We start from the raw sequence: 18,735 nt of genomic DNA, 5'->3' as shown, positions 1-18,735 counted from the left end.
AGTTCTCTCAGGGCTGAGAAAGCAAGAAGCCATTTTCTTAAAAGAAAAGCTGCTGCTTTCTCAGTTTTTTAACATCTGCTGTTAAGCCAATATTCCGGCTTGTATTTTTGCCGGAAAAGCAGCTAACAATCCCTTTGTTCTGAGCGTCAGAAGACTGCTGCCGCTGTTTTGACTTTGGATTCTATCTCTGATAAATAATAACATAACCCGCAAAAACGACCAAGGAGTGATTTATGACCCCATTTCAGGAAAAAATCGGCGCAGCCTGCGCCAAAAAAGAGGCCTTGTTTGATGAAAGTTTGGCTCGATATGCTTTGCGTTCCATCTTTGCCGGAGCCTATCTGACAATGAGTACAGCGGTCGGTATTATCGGCGCTGATGTGATTGCTGCAGGCTTTCCCGCCTTGTCACGCTTTGTCTTTACCTTTATATTTGCTATCGGCCTCGTCTATGTTTTGATATTTAACGGTGAGCTGGCTACATCAAATATGATGTATTTGACAGCAGGAGCTTACTACAAGCAAATTTCTTGGCAAAAGGCCATTGCGATACTCCTCTACTGCACCTTTTTCAACCTTGTCGGTGCTCTTATTCTGGCTTGGCTTTTCAACCAATCGTTTTCATTTATGAATCTGACCGATAAAAGTTTTGTTGCTAATGCCGTTAATATTAAGCTGGCTAAGTCAGACTGGAGCAACTTTATTGAAGGCATTACGGCTAATATGTTTGTTAATATTGCCATTTTAGGCTACATGCTCTTAAAAGAGGAAAGCGCTAAAATTTTTATCGCTATTTCTGCCATTTTTATGTTTGTTTTTCTCATCAATGAACACTTAGTAGCCAATTTTGCATCATTTATGCTGGCAGCTTTTAATCCGGTCAGAGCTCATATCGATAGTTTTACCTTCTTTAATGTTGCGCGTCAGTGGCTTCTTGTTTTCTTCGGCAACTGGCTGGGAGGCGGCCTTTTCATCGGTATTGCTTACGCTTGGCTGAACCAGACAAAAACAAACCATATTGAACAATAGCAGCCGCTTGTAACCCAACTCTGTCAGTTAAAACAACAACCGCTCGGAAAGTATACCGAGCGGTTGTTTTTATTGGGCTATTAACCAATTTCTTTCCTAAACATATGATTAAACTTTAGCTGTTTATCAACTTTAATTTCAGAAGATTTTTTATCAAAATAATCTTTTGGCTCTTGCGTTATGGTTCTCAGCATTGAAACGCTTGATGCGCTCCAAGTCGTTGGCTTCCTTATCTCAATAATATGCAAGAAAAGAGCTCTGCAGATAAACAACAGAGCCACTTACTCTAATCTAAAATCTGACGCAAATATTTATCTTTTTTAGCAACGGATTCATCGGTGATGTCGCCGAAAAAATAGTCTCGAATATAACCATCTTTTATATAAAATCTGATATAAGACACTCCTGCTGTTTTTTCACTAGAATACTCGTATAGGCAATCGAATCTATCACCATCATAGACCGCTTCTTCATATTTTTCTGTATCAAAATAATCTGTATAGTCATCCAGAAGATCCATTGTACTGCCTTCAGCTTCATTATCTTCATAATATGTATTTAATACACTTTCTATATCATTAAATTGTTTGTCTGGCTTTCCGAATAACCTGACTAGAGTTTCATCAGTGGTTTTATTTCTAATAACTTTATCATGGATGTTTGATACTGTTAAATCTTTTATTTTATCCATTTTTACACATGCTCCTAGGAAAAAAATCAAGGTGATTACAATACAGAATTTAAGACGCATTAGATTCCGCCTTTCAACTTTTCATTTGCTTCTTTTTCAGATTTAGAACGATCAAAATAATCAAGTTCTCCTTTTTTGAGATTTGGACTCTTCCACTCTTTCCCCACTTTCTTTCTAACCTCAGGGTCGTACTCTGAAACCGGATCGGAATCCAGCTTGGTATGGTAGCCTCCGTCCTTCTCCGCATAATTGACACTGTTGCCGTCCACTAACTGCAGCTGCTCTTCTTTCGTGTAAACCTTGTTGGGGTCGGAATTGACATTTCCGTTCTCGTCAAACTCATAAGCGTTCCATTGACTGACTAAGCTGCCGTTCTTATCGATGATAAACTCGGTGTGGAAGCCGCTCCCTGAACTGACATACTTGTAATTCTCGCCGTACTCCTCAATATGCTGGGGATAATCCTCTGGACTGCCCTGGTATTTATTATGGTAGCGGGCCTTCTCTCCCACAAAGCTGCTATAGGGGTGCTCGGCATTGAAACGCTTGATGCGCTCCAAGTCGTTGGCCTCATCGGGATAAGTGGCCCGCAGGGCATCGTTGTTTTTCTTATCCAGATAGTAGCGGAACTGGTGGGTCTGCTGCGCTCGGACATAGTCAGCACTCCCTGCCTTGGCCTTGCTGGGCAGCCCTTTGGGGTAAGCCCCCTGAACAAGGCCGGAAAACCTGTCATCAAAGACTAAAGCCTCGTCCATCGCTGTCGTAAACCTATAGCTCCCTGTTTGATCCGTAGCCGTCAGCTTCATATTGGTCAGCTGCAGGAAACCATTGGCATCAACCTCTGCTCCCAGAACCCTGTAAAGCATGTCTAATGTCTTGGTCTGACCGTCCTTGTCTTTTCTGTAAGCAGACGTCATCATACGGTTAAAGAGGCTGGAGCCAACGATATGGGCCTCTTCATAAAAAGCGGCCAGCTGCTGGAGCAGCGGGAGGTCCTGCCTGCTGTCATAGCCCACTGCAAGAGCAGACAGATAACCTTCCTGTATGGCTTTTTTCGTCCAGCCGTCTGCCTCAAAACCCTTGACCTGATCATGCAGAGTGCTCAGGTAAACCTGATAGTCCTGCTCGGACATCCCGTCCGGACGGCTCACCTGATAGGCCTTGGCAAACTGAAGGTCGTCTATGGTTCTGGCCCAGCTGAGGTCGCTGGGAATCACAAAAGTCTGACTGTCTGCCTGCCAAGCCCCCTTTGTCTGTGAACGCCCTGTTTCTAAGGCCTTCTCCAGCGCTGACAACCCCTCAAAAATCTGCAGCGACCGCGCATTAAAAGCCAACAGCTTATCCAGCTTATCCTGCAGCTCCTGTCTGGCGCCTTGGACAAGGGACAGACTGTCTTTCATAGCAGAAATCCGCTCCTGACTCCTCTGACCCACAGGATGGGCCTGCATATCGGCCAGCAGCCCCTGGCCTGTCTTTATGACAGCATCACACTGGGCTATCTGGGCTTCCAGTTCTGACTGCCTCAAATCTTCTGACCCCACCTCTTCCTGATAGGCTTCAGGCAGCCGCTGAACACTCTCTCTGACCGCCTCCAAGTAAAGGCGGGTCCCCTCCTTTAAGGGCTGGATAACCGCTTGGACATGGGCGCGGGCGGAATCATAGGTCCGGCCTTTCAGGTCAGAACCGCTCTCCAAAAACCCGCTGATGGCACTGTCCAGCTGATCCAGACCAGCCATAGCCTGGTCAACTGTGGCACTGGTGCTTGCGGCCTGCATCTGTGAAGCCCCTAAATACATGTCAATACTCATTTAAACCTCCCCGGTCCTGAAAATATGGCGGCGTTCTTTCTGAACAGCCTCCAGGGCCTCCTCTGTTTGGGTCCTCTCTTTCAGCACACGCTCCCTGTCCTCTTCAAAGGCCTCTCTTAAGCGCCTTTTCTGACTGCTCCAGTCCTCTGTCAGGCCATAAGAAAAGACCGCATAGACCCCTTCCAGCTCTGCAGTCAGGAGAGTCAGCTGTCTGCTGTAAGCCTCAAACCAGTCGTCCTGACTTTCCAGCGCTGTCTTTTGGCGCTGAACAGCCATTTCCTGACGCTCAAGTGTGTTCTCTTCTTTTTTCAGCTCAGCCAGGCGCTCCTGACAGGCCAGCTGCTTTTGCGCTGGGGTCAGCGGGACCTGATCCTTGTCTGCATCGGAAGGAATCTTGGCTTTCTCTTTTTGGGACGGTTTAGTATAATGGCGCTCCCGTATCCGTTTATCCAGAGCGGCCAGCTCTCTGTCCATCATCTCATTCCAGCGCTTAAGTTCGGCAGCGCTGGGGCGTTTGGTGGTGTCTTTTTTAGGCGTAACATAGGGGCTTTGATTGTAAAGGGGAAACATGGGTTTATCCTTTCTTAGCTGATTATCTGGGCGGCTGCCTGATCGGCTGCTTCAAATTCTGCGGCGGCGCTGTTGATATTGGCTGAGAGATCTGACAGAAGCGTGCTGAGATCGCCTGTTGCCATCAGGATTTGATCCATAGCCTGATGGGCGAGGCTGTTGCCTGCGACAGTGGATTGACCGTCCTTATCGGAGGCTCCGGTGTCTGCCAGAGCACTGGTGGCGGTTTGAAAAGCACTGGCATGCGCTTGGGCGCTGGCGGAACTGCTTTGAATGGTTGTACTCATGTGCACCTCATTTCAGTAAAATTTAAGCTTAGTCTAGCATAGATTTGTTTTAAAATCAAGTGGGAGAAGGCAGACTGGAGCACAGGACAAAAAATGAGAAAATTATTATAACAAGCTGCCATAATAAGGAAAGCTAAAAATGATGAGGTTGGGACAAAAGCTCCTGCCTTTTTAACTTTTACTTTTTTAATGGATGCGTTTGACGCAGTGGTTGATTGGAAGTTCTTATCCCTTGTCAATCTAGGGATAGCGACCTCCCTAATCAACTGTGCGGAGGTGGGACAACAAAATCGAAATCGGCATTTTATGACGATTTACCGATTTTTATCCCACTCTCACTACTCCTTAGTAAAACAGGCCGCAGGTTAACTGGGGAACACTAAACTGATAAGTCCCGCCTCTTTAAAATGATATAACTGGCTGCTAAACTGCAAACAGTGATACATCCGGCAATAAGCAGGTAAAGACTGTTCAGCTTTTCCTGACTGAAAACTGTGATAGCATTAGCATAATAATAAGGCGTTACATATTTGAGAAAAGCCACATCTTCGATAAGCCGGCACAGCATGTCTAAAGCATAGAGCAGAAGTGCCAAACCCAGAGCCAGACCAACCTGTTTTTTTCGGTAAAAAGCTGATAGAAGCAGACAAAAGGCAGCCACTTCATTTTGCATCAAAAAAGCCCGAATGTGATAGAGCCAATAAGCCTTGAAATCCAAATCCACGTCAGCCAGCTTTACAGCCGCTACTTCAAAGAAAATGACAAGACAGTTGAAAGCCAGCAAGAGACAAACAATGCTAAGGTATTTGGCTAACCAGACTGTTCTCCTGTTATAAGGCAGGGTGTAAAGAAATTCAGCCGTGTGCCCTTCTTCTTCTTTAGCCAGCGAGATAATACCCAAGTAAGCAGCAAACATGGCACTGCCGACTGAGAAAATCAAGGCGTTTTCTACGGCATAGTAGCCATTAAAATCAGCAATATTCATCTTATCCATCCCCATACTGGCAGAAAGACCGCCCATGCTGCCAAGCGACTCAGCCATCGACTGAGCACTGTTTTCCATACTTGTAAACAAGCTAATCGTTATAAAACAAAGCAGTCCGATACTCACAGCCCAAACCAGCATTGCTGTGCGGGCAGACCGCCACTCATGCCTCAATAAAATCATTTTTTTCCTCCTGATAGTAATGTCTGAATAAGTCAGCTAAGGATGGCTCTTCAACCAGAAAATCGTCAGCCTGTAAATCCTGTAAATAAGCCAGCAGTTCCCTGCCTGAACCGGCAAAAGAGGAGTGCTCTATTTGCCCGTCCTGCCAAAAAGTAATTGTTTTTGGCTGACTGCCTATAAGTTCTGACAGCGTCCCCACTTTTAAAATATCACCGTCCTTAATAATAGCTATACGATCACAGTAAGTTTTAATATCTTCCAAAATATGCGAAGATAAAAAGCAGCTGGCTCCCGCATGACAGGCCTCTTTAACCAGCAACCAAAACCGTTCCTGCATCAAGGGATCCAAACCCGAAGTCGGTTCATCCAAAATTAAAAGCTCGGGCTGATGCTGCAGAGCACAAACAATACCGACTTTTTTACGATTCCCCAACGACAGTTCAGCAATTTTTTTGTCCAGCGGCACATCTAAGATTCGACACAGCCTGCGGCTTTCGGAACTGCAGTCTTTTTTATGGGATTTAGCAGCAAAATCGATAACTTCTCTGACACGCATTTGGGGGTAAAACATACTTTCTGATGGCATATAGCCGATATGCTGCAAAGCCGCTTTTAAGGTTGGATAAGAGCCGTTTAACAGCTCAATCTGTCCTTTATTAGGATGGATTAAGCCCAAGAGACAGCGGATTGTTGTTGACTTTCCAGAACCGTTGGCACCTAAAAAACCAAAGATTTCCCCTTTTTTGACCTTTAGTGTCACATCACTGACGCCCTTATATTTACCGTAATATTTATGCAGACCCTGAATCTCAATAGCAAATCTTCCCATCATTTTTGTTTCCTTTCCTTATAGTTTTCTAACAGCTGGTTAAGGCGCTGGCTGTCAATACGGCGCTTGATTTTATTGGCTGCAAAGACCGACAGATAGCAGACTGCCATAAAAAGCGTAAAGAGCAGACTGACTGCCCAAGAGCCGTCAAACCAGCCCAAAAGCAGTCCGCAAAGCCCATATATGCAGCTGGAGACTAAAAGTCCTGCTAAACCCCAGCCTGATAATTTTTCTGCCTCATCAAAATTGTGAAAAAGATAGACCTGAAGGTAAGCCAGAAAATAAGCCAGAAAAATCAATTCAAATAAATAAAAAATACTGATTTGATAGGAAGCCTGCCAGCATTCATAAAAGGCGATAAAGACAAGGGCACACATGCTGTAAACTCCCGTTTTATACTCAATTGTGACCTCTTTGCTAAAAATTCTCTGCCATCTCGTTTTCATCCTGAACTCCTTCTGCTAAAATCTGCCGCAAAGCGCCGGCATATTTCCGAGAAATAATGATTTTCTCTCCATTATCCAAACGCGCCTCAATTCGGCCGTAGGCCTGGCTTTTAAAATGAACAATCCGCAAAATATTAAGCAGCATAGACTTAGAACAGCGAAAGAAACTCTCCGGATAAATTTTAGCCAGTTCCTTCAAGGTCTGTGCAACCTGCAGCACATCCGATGCCGTATAGGCATAAACTCGGCCATCTACGCTCTCAAAATAGAGAATCTCTGAGATTAAAATAAAGCGCTGCCCCTCTTCATTGCGGCCCAAAATTTTTTCAGCCTGACCGGTCACAAGATTGATAAGCGACCGCAGGCTGTCTGTCATTTCTGTATAACGGATAATCACTTCCGTTTCACCGTGAGCAACTTTTTCTAAGCTGACTTTCATAGAAAAAGAACCTCCTTTCAGCCATTAGTATAGCAAACCTAGTTTTAAAGACAATAGCTAAACAGGCAAGATGCAAAAATCACTGCTAAGCTGCATAGCTAGGTCCACAGGACAGGACGAACTTCTAAACTCTCTTGATCGGACAAAAAAATCCCTAATATCTGACTGGCAGGGGACTGCTGCAGATATTAGAGAATTTTCTTATTTTTGAAGTCCTTTGAAACGATAAAAGACAAAGCCCAATGCAAGCAGTGACAGAATCCCTGATAAAAACAGATACAGGCTGTCAGAGGCTTGGCCAGTCTCCGGCAGGAGCTGATGCTGCTGATTGGCATGAGCTGTAAGTGCTGTCTGACGCTGCAGCTGGCCAGCCTCAGCCTGACTAGCCGGCTGCCGGTCTGATGACGTTCCGGCTGCCTCTGACTGGTCCGACGGCTCAATCGTTAACGATAGAGGGTCATTCTCTGCTGAAAACAAAGCATTGGCCAGAACTGGCTCAGCTGTCGTTTCAGTTGGCTGTATACCGGCAGCAACAGCCTCAGAAGCAGGGTCAGCCGGTCTGCCAAGCGCATTAATGCGGGACATCAGACTTTCAAAATCTGTCGGCAGCTCATCGTAGGGGTTGCTTTGCACATCATCCGTAATCATCAGCCAGCCGGCATTGCGCTGCCGGGCCAGTTCAATAAGTGTGTCATATTGAGCCGGATCCGCTGCATAAATCAGGTGGAAAATCCGGTTGGCATTGGCAGAATCATTTTCAAAATTTGACTGAGGCTGCGGAAAATTATTGATATAGTCTTCTGCATTGACTTCACTGGTCAGCCAGATATCAGCATAAGGGGACAAATCATCTGCGATGGACCGGCCGGGATTAGCGATGACGGTCATATTGGGGTAGGTGTTTTTGACATAGGTATATAAATCAGCCATCACCTGCAAGTCATTTGGGTTGGTTCCGGATCCGGCTTCATCGAAGAAAATACCAGCGATATTGTCTGTCCCATAAAAGGCAACATAGCGATCGACATCAGCCCTAATATCAGCTAAACTGCGATTGAAATAATCGGTCTTGACATAGGCAATATTCTGAATTCCGGCATTTCTGTTGTCGGCTATCTGCCGGCTGAAGTCAGCATTAGGAGCAGTCCCCGGACCGCTGTCCGGATTGATAATCACATAAGGAATCTGACTGCCTCCCACAGCTGTTATCCGCGTCCAGTAATCATCACCCTGATTGGCATAACGATAAGCGGGCAGAATAATGGACTGTCCGGCAAGGTCGGACACATTATCCTGAACAGAAGCTGCATTCTCTGATACGGCAGGAAGGACTTCCGCTCCTGCCCCTTCAGAAACCGTTTGATCAGCTGTCAAATCTGCCGGCTGCGGAACAGTTCCTGCCTCTAAAGAAGCTGAAACAGGCTCCTCGTCTGCAGAAGCAGCAAAATTATCCCATTCTGCCTGACTTGCCCCAGTCTGGACAGCCTCCGAAGGGGCTGCCGGATTTTCTGCGGCACTTATCTCATCAGCACTGACGCGGAAGGCAGCAGAACCTAGCTGGATCGACAAAAAAAGCAACAAAAGGAAACTTAAAATGTTTCGGTTTGTATCTTTCATAAATCCTCCTTTTTTTAGTGTTCTATACATTTTACCTTATATTCATTAACAGCCTTTCTCATTTTTATTATGGCTTGATTACTTTTTAAGAGGTCTTTTAACAGTGCGGCAAGAAGTACTCTGTCCTAGTGTCTGGCCTACAAAAAAGAGCCTTCAGGCTCTCAAACATTTTATTTTAGAGGTAAAAGCTGTTTTTATTTGTCCGGCCGGATTCATAGAAACCTTTACTTTAATTTATCCTGCTCATAGGTATGGGTAAGTTCTAAACCGGGAAAGTCCTGCTGGCGCAAGGCCTCATAAATAACCATACAGACCGCATTGGACAGATTGAGACTCCTGACATGCTCATCATTCATAGGGATACGCAGAGCCTGTTCGGCATGAGTCCGCATAAAACTCTCAGGCAGTCCCTTATCTTCGCGGCCGAAGATAAAATAATGCGGCTGGCTGTCCCTATAATTGACCGCCGCATAAGTTTTAGCAGCAAACTTACTGATGAGATGGACAGTCCCTTGGGAGCTATCCATAAATTCTGCCAAACTGTCGTAAAAAGTGATATCCAACTTATCCCAATAATCTAGGCCTGCCCGCTTCATCTTTTTATCATCCACTGGAAAGCCCATCGGCCGGATAATATGAAGAGGGCTGTTTGTAGCTGCACAGGTTCGGGCAATATTACCTGTATTAGCCGGTATTTGGGGTTCAAAAAGAACAATATGGTTTCTTTGACTGTCAGAACGGTGCTGCCGCCGGCTCAATTCTTCTATATTCATTATCCTGTCACACTTTCTTCCAAAACATAAAAATAACCACACTGCCCGGAGTCAAGCTCAGCAAACAATGTGGTTGTGGCGATTCGTTTCCTTAAATCATAACAGGTTTGATTTAAACCAACGAATCTCATATGATATTATAACACTTTGACATCTAAAGTCAACATATTTGACACAAAAATAGTAATTTTTTTGTCCAGCTTCGTTTCGCCTTCGGAAACACCCTTATTTCTCATCTAAATAGGCTCTAAAAATTAGAAGATGCTTTGATTGTTTTTTAGAGGAAATCAGTAGTATTTTAAAGAAAAAAGGAGTATGATAGAGGATATAAACTGGAGGTAAAAATGAGAATAATTGTTGTTGGCGGAGGAAAGGTCGGAATGGCCCTCTGCCGTTCGCTTGTCGAAGAAAAACACGACGTTATCTTAATTGAAGAAAAGGAGCATGTCCTCAAAAATGCCACAAAGCATTATGACATTATGGGGATTGTCGGCAATGGGGCCAATTTCAAAATTCTGGAACAGGCCGACGTCAAAGACTGCGATATTTTTATTGCCATCACTGATAAAGATGAAGTGAATATGATTGCCGCTGTTCTGGCTAAAAAAATGGGAGCCAAAGATACCATTGTCCGAGTTCGCAATCCGGAATACTCTAACCCTTATTTTAAAGAGAAGAACTTTCTCGGTTTTTCTTTGGTTGTCAATCCTGAGCTGCTGACAGCACGCTATATTGCCAATTCCATTGACTTCCCCAACGCTCTGTCAGTTGAACATTTTGTCAATGGCCGGGTTATGCTGATGGAATTCAAAATCACTGACAGCAGCAAGCTATGCCGAATGAGCCTCAGTCAGTTTCGGCAGAAATTCAGCAATGTGGTAATCTGTGCAATAGAGCGCCATGGCAAAATTATTATCCCGGACGGAGAAGACACGATTGCTACTGGTGATAGAATTTTTGTGACTGGCAATCGGGTTGAAATGATTCTCTTTCATAATTTTGTAAAGTCTAAGACCATCAAAAATATGATGATTATCGGGGCAGGCCGGATTACCTATTACCTGCTCAATATCCTGAAACATGCGAAACTCCATCTTAAGTTAATTGAAATCAATCCTGAGCGGGCAGAATTTTTCAGCCAAGAATTCCCCGATGTGCATGTTGTACAGGGAGATGGAACGGTTAAGAGTTTTTTGCTGGAAGAAAGTGTGTCCAGCTTTGATGCTGTCGCTACCCTGACAGGCGTTGATGAAGAAAATATTATTGCCTCAATGTTTTTAGAAACACTAGGCATTCAAAAAAATATTACCAAGGTTAACCGTACCAGTCTCTTAGAAATTATTGATACAGACCAGTTTTCCAGCATCGTCACACCTAAAAGCATCGCTGTCGACAGTATGATGCACTTCATCCGAGGACGTGTCAATGCTCAGGATTCCAATCTTGATGCTATGCACCATGTTGCCAATGGACAGATTGAAACACTGCAGTTTGAAATTCGGGCTAAAAACAAAATGGCCGGTAAAACACTGGCTTCCCTCAAGCTGAAAAAGAATGTGTTAATCGCCGCCATTATCCGCAGGGGCAAGCCGATTTTCCCAACAGGGGACGATATTTTTGAGGTGGGCGATAAAATTGTTGTTGTTACCCTTTTAAATAATGTCACCCACATCTATGATTTACTAGCGAGGTAGATATATGAATAAAAGTATGGTTCGCTATCTCCTCTCCAAATTACTCTTGCTGGAAGCTGCCCTGCTGATTGTTCCGCTGATTGTGGCGGCCCTTTATCGGGAAGAAAGCGCTGTTTTTCTCAGTATTCTGGCAACCATGAGTCTGCTTTGTCTGTTGGGCGGCTTAGGTGTCCTTATCAAACCGAAAAACTATCATATATACACTAAAGAAGCCCTGCTGATTGTTGCCTTGTGCTGGGTTCTCTGGTCCTTTTTCGGAGCTCTCCCTTTTGTCTTTACAGGACAGATCCCCAATCTTATAGATGCTTTCTTTGAAACGAGCTCAGGTTTCACCACAACCGGAGCGACCATTCTTGCTGATACGGCTGCCCTCTCACCCGCTCTTATGTTTTGGCGGAGCTTTGCCCACCTAATCGGAGGGATGGGAGTACTGGTCTTTGCCCTGGCAATTATGGAGAACAGTAAAAACAGCCATCTTGAGGTGATGCGGGCAGAAGTTCCGGGACCGGTCTTTGGCAAGATGGTTTCCAGACTGAAAGACACTGCCCAAATCCTTTACTTTATTTACTTGGCTATGTTTGCCCTGTTTACTTTGATTCTGTGGCTGGCAGGGCTCCCTTTCTACGACAGTCTGATTACAGCTATGGGGACTGCGGGAACCGGCGGTTTTGCTGTCTACAATGACAGCATCGCCCACTATGACAGCTCTTTAATAACCAATCTAGTTTCCTTAGGAATGTTGGCTTTCGGCGTTAACTTTAACCTTTATTATTTCCTTTTGCTTAGAAAGTTCAAAGTTTTTTTCAAAGACGAAGAACTGCATACCTATATCAAAATTGTCTTAGTTGCTGCAGGTTTGATTGCCTTCAATGTCTTAGGTCTTTATGATAATGTCAGACAGGGGTTGGAGTATGTCTTTTTCCAAGTTTCAGCAACGATTACTACTACAGGTTATGGTATTACGGATATCAGCGGCTGGCCCCTTTTTTCTCAGGTCATTCTGCTGCTGCTCATGTTTGTCGGGGGATCGGCTGGCTCTACAGCCGGCGGTTTCAAGGTTATGAGATCCCTAATTCTGGCTAAAATTACCAAAAACCAAGTGATGTCAACCCTTTATCCTAATCGCATGATGTCGCTGCATATCAATCATGAAACGATTGATAAGGAGACCCAGCACGGTGTCTTGAAATATCTGACGCTCTATGTTATTTTTCTGCTGGGACTGGTCTTCTTTTTATCACTGGATAATAATAACTTTATGACCGTTTTCAGTGCCGCCGCTTCATGTATGAACAATATCGGACCCATGCTGGGAACAACTGATAATTTTGCCATCTTCAGCCCCCTCTCCAAAGTCCTGCTGTCCTTTGCTATGATTGCCGGACGTTTAGAAATTTACCCTATGCTATTGTTCTTTATCCCAAAAACCTGGTCCAAAATCTAAAAGCTTTGAAGTTTAAAAATCCCCATAGGACGCTGTCCTATGGGGATTTGCTTATTCTTTTGATGACTGCGGGCTGTTTCTTTTCAGGCTAAAACGATTCGGAACCGGATCTTTGCCGCCTCGAACAAAGGGATGGCAGCGTAAAATACGGGCCAGGCCCATGAGAACACCTTTAAGACCGTGTTTTTCAATCGCTTCAATCATATAATTTGAGCAAGTCGGCTGGTAGCGGCAGGAGGGCGGAAAAAGGGGGGACAGATAGGTTTGATACAGACGAACTAAACTAATAAGTGCTTTTTTTACCATCATTTACTATTAACAGCCAAATTATGCAGCTGACTGACCTCTTTTTTACTGAGGCGGCGGAACTCTCCCGGTTTTAATTTCCCTAAATCAAGACTGCCAAATTGTATCCTTGAGAGTTTGTCAACCGGAAGCCCAACCGCTTCAAACATCTTTTTAACCTGATGATGCCGCCCTTCATGAATGGTCAGCTCCACTACTGAACGATTTTTTTCCGCATCCGTTTTAACAATGCGGTAATGAGCAGGCTGGATCTTTTGTCCGTCAAGCTTCATCCCTTTCGTAAAAGGACGCAGCTTTTCTTTAGTTGCTATGCCTTGTAAACGCGCTAAATAAACCTTATTAATCTTATTGCGCGGGTGAATCATCTTATCTGTAAAATCACCATCATTAGTCAAAAGGAGCAGTCCTGATGTGTCCCAGTCTAAGCGCCCTACAGGATAAATCCGCTCCTTAACCTCAGGTAAAAGCTCTACCACAGTTTTTCGCCCTTTCTCATCGGAAACGCTGGAAATGGTCCCGCGCGGTTTATTGAGGAGATAATAGACTTTTTCCTCATTATAGATAGGTTCTCCCTTTACAGCGACACGGTCTCCGGATTTGACCAGTGTGGCCAGTTCTGTCACAACCTGTCCATTCAGAGTAACCACTCCTTGTTTTATCAGCTCCTCAGCTTTTCTTCGGCTTGCCAGACCGGCATGGGCAATATATTTATTTATTCTCATGATTTTGTCCTTTTGTTTCTGTCATCGAATCAGCCGGCATAAACAGAGCCGTTTCTTCTTCCTTAATTTCTATGCCGGAAATATCAGGCAGTTGGTCTAAATGATTAATGCCCATATAATCCAAAAAGTAATCTGTTGTGGCATAAAGATTGGGACGGCCGATAACCTCTTTTTTCCCAGCCTCCCGAATTAAGCCAAAGGCCTGAAGCTTGTTCAGCGCTCCGCTGGAATTGACCCCGCGGATATCATCGATTTCGATACGGGTCACAGGCTGCTTATAAGCGATAATGGACAAGACTTCCAGACTGGCCCGAGACAGGCTTTGATTTATCGGAGCCTTAGCATATCTTCTCAATAAATCAGCATAGGCTGCTTTGGTAACCAGCTTATAGGTGTTGGCTGTTTCTTTTAGACAGAGGCAGCTATCGTCGTCTTCTTGGTACCTCTGCTCTAATTTTTCCAGCTGCTGCTGCAAGGCAGTAGGTGTTAAATCAAGCATAAGAGCCAAATCCCTCAGACTTAGCCCGTCTTCGCCTGCAACAAACAGCAAAGCCTCAATTTGAGACAAATAAGACATCTTTTTCAGGCTCCTTTTCGTAAAATAATCCGGCCAAAGTTATCTTCCTGTTCAACACTGACCTGCTGACGTTTGATTAATTCCAACGCGGCCAGAAACAGTGTGATGGCTTCCTGCAGATTTTGACAGCCTGCAAAAACGCCGGTTAAAACGACAGAAGGTTCACTCTCCAAACGGCTGTTTAGCAGAGCCATCATGTCTTCGATCCGATAGTCATCTTTTTCAATGACCGTATGACTGTTTTTAACCTCTTCCTGTTTGGCAGAAATTACTTTTGAAAAAGCCAGAAACAGGTCCATGACAGATTTATCTTGTCTTAAGACGGCGTCTTCAACAATCAGTTCTTCTTTGGGCTTGGAATAATAAACGGCGCGTTTGTCATGCTGAGCAGCCAGCTCATCGCTCAAAACTTTGAAACGCCGATACTCCTCAATCTGACTGAGAAGCTCCAACTCCGGGTCATCTTCTTCAACAGCTGTTTCAGCAACTTTTGGCAGGAGCTTACGGCTCTTAATCAACATCAGCTGGCTGGCCATCACCATATAATCTCCGGCTACTTCCAGCCTCATAGCCTGCAGGGTAGCAATATAGGCCAAGTACTGCTCAATCACTTCAACAATCGGCACATCATAAATATCCACCTCATATTTAGAAACCAAATGCAGCAGCAAATCCAAGGGGCCTTCGAAATCTTTTAATTTTATATCCATTAGTCTTTATAGTATTTTTCCAAAGTCAGCGGGCTTTTAAGACCTAAGCTGCGGCTAAGCTGAGCCGGTGTTTTCCCGCTGGTTTTCTGTGAAAGAATGAACTGTTCCCGCAAGATTTGTGCTGTTAAGCCTGATTGACCAATTTCAGCCAAGTAAGCTTTCAGCTGCTTAAAAAACCATTGGCGCGAGTAAAACGAGCCGCGGTGTTCAAAAAGAAAGGTTTTATCATCAGAAAGAAAGGAACTCAGGTAGGGCAGGAGACAATCAGGCAGCTCAATCACACGAGTAAAACCGGCCTTAGTCAGACGCAGTATCTTAAAAGTCAAGTCCACATCTGTGACTTTGAGCGTTTGAATCTCACTCGGCAGCAAACCAGTTTCGATAATCAATAAGGCGATCAGCTGTCCGCAGCTATTAGCGCTTTTTTGATAAAAAACAGCAGAATCGATTAAGGGCTGCACTGCGGCTTTTACCGGCAGGCGATCCTTTACCTGCAGCCGGTAAAAGCTATCAAGCTCCTGTTTAAGGTAAAGAAAATACAAAAACTGATTCACTGCAGAAATCTTTCGTTTTTTGGCTGAGACGGCTAAAGGCGCCAAAGACTGCTCATACAAGGCGAGCCGTTCCTTGTTTATACGGCTGCCCACTGTCTGACTGAACTGCTGCAGGTCATAATAATAAGATTTTTGCGAGTTTAAAGAAAGAGCTTTGCTGTCTATAAAAGCTGCAATTAAATCATTCATGGGCTGCAATTGTGTAAAAATCCGTAAAATTATGCAAAAGGCTGTTAACAGCCTTTAAGATAGATTTGCGTGTAATAATGCCGGCAAAAATCCCTGAATCCGCAATAACAGGCAAAAATGGGTTGTCGATCAATTTATGCATAATTTCAGTTAAATCAGAATGATCTTTTATCGAATCAATCTGAGTATTAACCATGGGAGCGATATCTGTCTGTGCCAGCTCCGCTGCTGTCAGCTTCTCTTTAGACTGATAGGCCATAATATCCGCAATACTAATCGTACCGACATAGTTTTTATCCTTGGTAATGACAGGAACACGGGAATAGCCGTTATTAACCAGCAGAAGCATCACATGGTCAGCATTATGCGTATCAATAAAGATGGCTAATTCATCTGCCGGAATTAAGTAGCTGTCCAGCTGGCTGAGTAAAAAGTCTTCAAATTCCTTAGCAATCATCGTATAAATTCCTTTGAAAGTGCTGGGTAGAGCTGATGCTCACGCGTATAGTAACTGACGTTCACCTTATCATCATCAACATCCAGCTTGGCATAGAGCCGTTCATTGATTTCTCCTCTCGGCTGCAAAACACTGCCGGGATTAAGAAATAGGATGCCTTGCTCCTGCCAGGCAGCAGGACGGTGCAAGTGACCGTATAAACAAATATCGGCCTCTCCTTCCTGTGCGAAGCGGATGAGATTATCCCAAGTGAAGTTAATATGGTAGAGATGCCCGTGCGTTTGAGCAACCGTCACCCCTGGGAAAGGGATGAGCAGGCTGTTGGGATAGCCGCTGTCGTAGTCGCAGTTCCCAGCGACAACATAAATATCATCCCAAATTGTATCTGAACTTGGCAGTTCAGAATCTCCATTGTGAAAAATCGCAGTGACTTTCCCTAGATAGCGATCCTTAATATTTTTAACAATCTCACGGTCACCGTGAGAATCGCTCATTACAATGAATGTTTTGCTTGCCATTCTGGAAACACCTCCATTAGCTTTTTAACGGCCAAAGCCCGATGAGACAGCTGATTTTTTTCGGCAGGTGTCAACTCTGCAGCTGTCCGTCCTGTCTCACCAACTAAGAACAAAGGATCATAGCCAAAACCGTTTTCCCCTTTGGGCTGCAAAGCAATATAGCCCGGCCAGTCCGCTTCTACTACCAAACTCTCTTTCTCTGGTGCTGCTACAGCCAAAGTGGTGTGAAACTGCGCAGAACGGTCTTTGATGTCAAAAACCATCGCCAGCTCATGCAGCAGCTTGGCATTGTTGGAAGCATCATCAGCATCTGGGCCGGAAAAACGAGCTGACCAAACACCGGGCAGACCGCCCAGCACATCTACTTTTAAGCCGGAATCATCTGCCAAAACCATTTTCCCAGTAAGTTTGGCGATTGTTTCTGCCTTTAAAAGGGCATTTTCAGCAAAACTTGTCCCCGTTTCAGCAACATCAGGCAAATCAGGATAATCGTTTAAATTTTCCACCTTAAGTCCTAGTTTAGCAAAAATTCCCGAAAATTCCTTGGTTTTACCATTATTTCGTGTCGCAATAAGGATGGTATCTCCAAAGGAAGCTGGAAGTCCGCCCTCTGAAAAAGCAGAGAGAGGCAGACCGGGCTGGGGCAGATGAATCAGAAGCAGCCGATCCTGCTCAATCAGCAGAACTGCCCCTCGATGCTGCCGAACCTCTAAATGACGGCCCAGCTCTTGATTAATCATATCAGCAATAAAAAGCAGCAAGCGAAAAACAGAGCTGAAGCGCAGCAGCAGAATATTGCCGGCACTAGAGACAGGGCCTGCCTGATCAGGTGAAATAAGCCTGGTTAAACTGCCCTGCAGCTCCAGAATATCATTATCTAAAGGGACAAAACCGTCAAAACAGAACGACCCTGTCCAGCGGCCTACAAACCAATCGTTATCATCTTTGTATTCATAAATTCTCTTACTCATAATGTGACATGCTCCACCCTTATTTTTTGATCCAGCCAGTTATCAGCAATTGTCTTAAAACCGATGCTGCTAGCCGTTGTATAAAAACGATGCGACCCTTTTTGATCGGTCAGCTCGCGGCGGCGGTTAATTTGAAAATAATTCAAAAGAACTGAGATATCACGGACACATTCTGCTCCGCTGTCAATCAGCTTGACCTTTTCCCCCATAGCATTCTGAATCAGGGGACGCAAAAGCGGATAATGGGTACAGCCTAAAACCAGAGTATCAACTCTGCCAACCAGAGGAGCCAAACTGTCATAGACAATCTTCTTAGCTACACTGGAAGAAATCTCATTGGATTCTACTATCGAAACAAATTTAGGACAGGCAAGGCTTGTAACTTCCATTTGCGGTGCCAGTAAATGAATTTTCTGCTTATAAATATCTGACTGAACGGTCATTGCTGTCCCAATAACCCCGATTTTTCCTTTAACTGTCGATTTAATAGCAGCACTGGATCCCGGCAATATAACACCTAAGACCGGAATGTCAAGTTTCTCTTTCACTTCTTCCCAAGCCACTGCCGTAGCCGTATTGCAGGCAAAAACAATCATTTTAACATTTTTGGTCAAAAGAAACCGAACCAATTCCCATGTGTACTGACGAATCTGCTCAGCTGGGCGCGGGCCGTAAGGCGTACGGGCCGAATCACCGATATAAACAATCTCTTCATGAGGAAGCTGCCGCATCAGCTCACGAACAACAGTCAGCCCCCCAACACCAGAATCCAAAAAACCAATCGGTCTATTATCCATAATCCAATCCCTACACAAGATACAAAGGGCGTTTAAAAATCCGTATGAAAATAGGGGATAGCAAGTGATGCTGGCATCACGCTGACAGCCATCTTTTTCACTAGGATTTTAGCCCGTGTTCAATTCAACAAGATACAAAG

Annotated in this window: 22 protein-coding genes; 3 read left to right on the top strand and 19 right to left on the bottom strand. The window is 44.6% G+C overall.

Going from position 1 to position 18,735, the window contains the following annotated elements; all coding sequences use genetic code 11:
* Positions 1 to 233: 233 nt before the first annotated feature.
* Positions 234 to 1,028, top strand: coding sequence for a formate/nitrite transporter family protein (locus AB3329_RS00305; RefSeq protein ID WP_368393744.1), 795 nt, complete (start codon positions 234 to 236; stop codon positions 1,026 to 1,028).
* Positions 1,029 to 1,314: 286 nt separating this feature from the next.
* Here the strand turns inward: AB3329_RS00305 and AB3329_RS00300 are convergent, their stop codons facing one another.
* The 10 genes from AB3329_RS00300 to AB3329_RS00255 all read right to left on the bottom strand — a co-directional run bounded on the left by AB3329_RS00300 (position 1,315) and on the right by AB3329_RS00255 (position 9,656).
* Positions 1,315 to 1,719: a hypothetical protein gene (locus AB3329_RS00300; RefSeq protein ID WP_368393743.1), complete on the bottom strand. Its 405-nt coding sequence runs from the start codon at positions 1,717 to 1,719 to the stop codon at positions 1,315 to 1,317.
* A gap of 59 nt (positions 1,720 to 1,778) precedes the next feature.
* Entirely contained in the window at positions 1,779 to 3,527 is a 1,749-nt protein-coding gene (locus AB3329_RS00295; protein ID WP_368393742.1) for a DUF3114 domain-containing protein, read from the bottom strand.
* Positions 3,528 to 4,097, bottom strand: coding sequence for a hypothetical protein (locus AB3329_RS00290; RefSeq protein WP_368393741.1), 570 nt, complete (start codon positions 4,095 to 4,097; stop codon positions 3,528 to 3,530).
* A 14-nt stretch (positions 4,098 to 4,111) separates the two neighbouring features.
* Positions 4,112 to 4,384, bottom strand: a complete 273-nt coding sequence (locus AB3329_RS00285; protein ID WP_368393740.1) for a TIGR04197 family type VII secretion effector — start codon at positions 4,382 to 4,384, stop codon at positions 4,112 to 4,114.
* A gap of 379 nt (positions 4,385 to 4,763) precedes the next feature.
* The gene (locus AB3329_RS00280) at positions 4,764 to 5,552 is read right to left on the bottom strand and encodes an ABC transporter permease subunit (RefSeq protein ID WP_368393739.1); all 789 of its coding nucleotides are present in this window, start codon (positions 5,550 to 5,552) and stop codon (positions 4,764 to 4,766) included.
* Entirely contained in the window at positions 5,533 to 6,381 is an 849-nt protein-coding gene (locus AB3329_RS00275; RefSeq protein ID WP_368393945.1) for an ABC transporter ATP-binding protein, read from the bottom strand. Before AB3329_RS00275 ends, AB3329_RS00280 begins: the two co-directional genes overlap by 20 nt.
* A complete protein-coding gene (locus AB3329_RS00270) occupies positions 6,381 to 6,827 on the bottom strand; it encodes a DUF3021 family protein (protein ID WP_368393738.1) in 447 nt (148 codons plus the stop codon). The genes AB3329_RS00275 and AB3329_RS00270 overlap by 1 nt, the downstream gene beginning before the upstream one ends.
* Positions 6,799 to 7,266: a LytTR family DNA-binding domain-containing protein gene (locus tag AB3329_RS00265; RefSeq protein WP_368393737.1), complete on the bottom strand. Its 468-nt coding sequence runs from the start codon at positions 7,264 to 7,266 to the stop codon at positions 6,799 to 6,801. Before AB3329_RS00265 ends, AB3329_RS00270 begins: the two co-directional genes overlap by 29 nt.
* A 201-nt stretch (positions 7,267 to 7,467) precedes the next feature.
* Positions 7,468 to 8,883, bottom strand: coding sequence for a spherulation-specific family 4 protein (locus tag AB3329_RS00260; protein WP_368393736.1), 1,416 nt, complete (start codon positions 8,881 to 8,883; stop codon positions 7,468 to 7,470).
* A gap of 224 nt (positions 8,884 to 9,107) precedes the next feature.
* Entirely contained in the window at positions 9,108 to 9,656 is a 549-nt protein-coding gene (locus AB3329_RS00255) for a tRNA (cytidine(34)-2'-O)-methyltransferase (RefSeq protein ID WP_368393735.1), read from the bottom strand.
* A 344-nt stretch (positions 9,657 to 10,000) separates the two neighbouring features.
* On the opposite strand from AB3329_RS00255, the gene trkA reads away from it, so the two are divergent.
* Entirely contained in the window at positions 10,001 to 11,350 is a 1,350-nt protein-coding gene (gene trkA / locus AB3329_RS00250) for a Trk system potassium transporter TrkA (protein WP_368393734.1), read from the top strand.
* Between the two features lie 4 nt (positions 11,351 to 11,354).
* A complete protein-coding gene (locus AB3329_RS00245) occupies positions 11,355 to 12,794 on the top strand; it encodes a TrkH family potassium uptake protein (protein WP_368393733.1) in 1,440 nt (479 codons plus the stop codon).
* Positions 12,795 to 12,845: 51 nt separating this feature from the next.
* Here AB3329_RS00245 and yidD read toward each other — a convergent pair whose 3' ends face one another.
* From yidD to racE, 9 genes are read right to left on the bottom strand one after another with little or no spacing between them, the layout of a single operon-like run.
* Positions 12,846 to 13,100 (bottom strand): membrane protein insertion efficiency factor YidD, encoded by a 255-nt coding sequence (yidD, locus tag AB3329_RS00240; RefSeq protein WP_368393944.1) that lies wholly within the window; start codon positions 13,098 to 13,100, stop codon positions 12,846 to 12,848.
* Positions 13,100 to 13,822: a pseudouridine synthase gene (locus tag AB3329_RS00235; protein WP_368393732.1), complete on the bottom strand. Its 723-nt coding sequence runs from the start codon at positions 13,820 to 13,822 to the stop codon at positions 13,100 to 13,102. The genes yidD and AB3329_RS00235 overlap by 1 nt, the downstream gene beginning before the upstream one ends.
* The gene (gene scpB / locus AB3329_RS00230; protein WP_368393731.1) at positions 13,809 to 14,399 is read right to left on the bottom strand and encodes an SMC-Scp complex subunit ScpB; all 591 of its coding nucleotides are present in this window, start codon (positions 14,397 to 14,399) and stop codon (positions 13,809 to 13,811) included. Before scpB ends, AB3329_RS00235 begins: the two co-directional genes overlap by 14 nt.
* Positions 14,400 to 14,404: 5 nt before the next feature.
* Positions 14,405 to 15,109, bottom strand: a complete 705-nt coding sequence (locus tag AB3329_RS00225) for a segregation/condensation protein A (RefSeq protein WP_368393730.1) — start codon at positions 15,107 to 15,109, stop codon at positions 14,405 to 14,407.
* A complete protein-coding gene (xerD, locus tag AB3329_RS00220) occupies positions 15,109 to 15,852 on the bottom strand; it encodes a site-specific tyrosine recombinase XerD (protein ID WP_368393729.1) in 744 nt (247 codons plus the stop codon). The genes AB3329_RS00225 and xerD overlap by 1 nt, the downstream gene beginning before the upstream one ends.
* Positions 15,845 to 16,309, bottom strand: a complete 465-nt coding sequence (gene cbpB / locus AB3329_RS00215; RefSeq protein WP_368393728.1) for a cyclic-di-AMP-binding protein CbpB — start codon at positions 16,307 to 16,309, stop codon at positions 15,845 to 15,847. Before cbpB ends, xerD begins: the two co-directional genes overlap by 8 nt.
* On the bottom strand, positions 16,306 to 16,827 hold the full coding sequence (locus AB3329_RS00210) for a metallophosphoesterase (protein ID WP_368393727.1): 522 nt from the start codon (positions 16,825 to 16,827) through the stop codon (positions 16,306 to 16,308). The genes cbpB and AB3329_RS00210 overlap by 4 nt, the downstream gene beginning before the upstream one ends.
* Positions 16,803 to 17,798 (bottom strand): nucleoside-triphosphate diphosphatase, encoded by a 996-nt coding sequence (locus tag AB3329_RS00205; protein ID WP_368393726.1) that lies wholly within the window; start codon positions 17,796 to 17,798, stop codon positions 16,803 to 16,805. Before AB3329_RS00205 ends, AB3329_RS00210 begins: the two co-directional genes overlap by 25 nt.
* The gene (gene racE, locus AB3329_RS00200; protein ID WP_368393725.1) at positions 17,795 to 18,595 is read right to left on the bottom strand and encodes a glutamate racemase; all 801 of its coding nucleotides are present in this window, start codon (positions 18,593 to 18,595) and stop codon (positions 17,795 to 17,797) included. The genes AB3329_RS00205 and racE overlap by 4 nt, the downstream gene beginning before the upstream one ends.
* Positions 18,596 to 18,735 lie beyond the last annotated feature (140 nt).

The sequence above is a fragment of the Streptococcus huangxiaojuni genome, from assembly GCF_040930515.1.
Taxonomy (GTDB): Bacteria; Bacillota; Bacilli; order Lactobacillales; family Streptococcaceae; genus Streptococcus; species Streptococcus huangxiaojuni.
The sequence above is the reverse complement of the archived record's forward strand: the minus strand, read 5'-3'. Positions and strand labels throughout refer to the sequence as shown.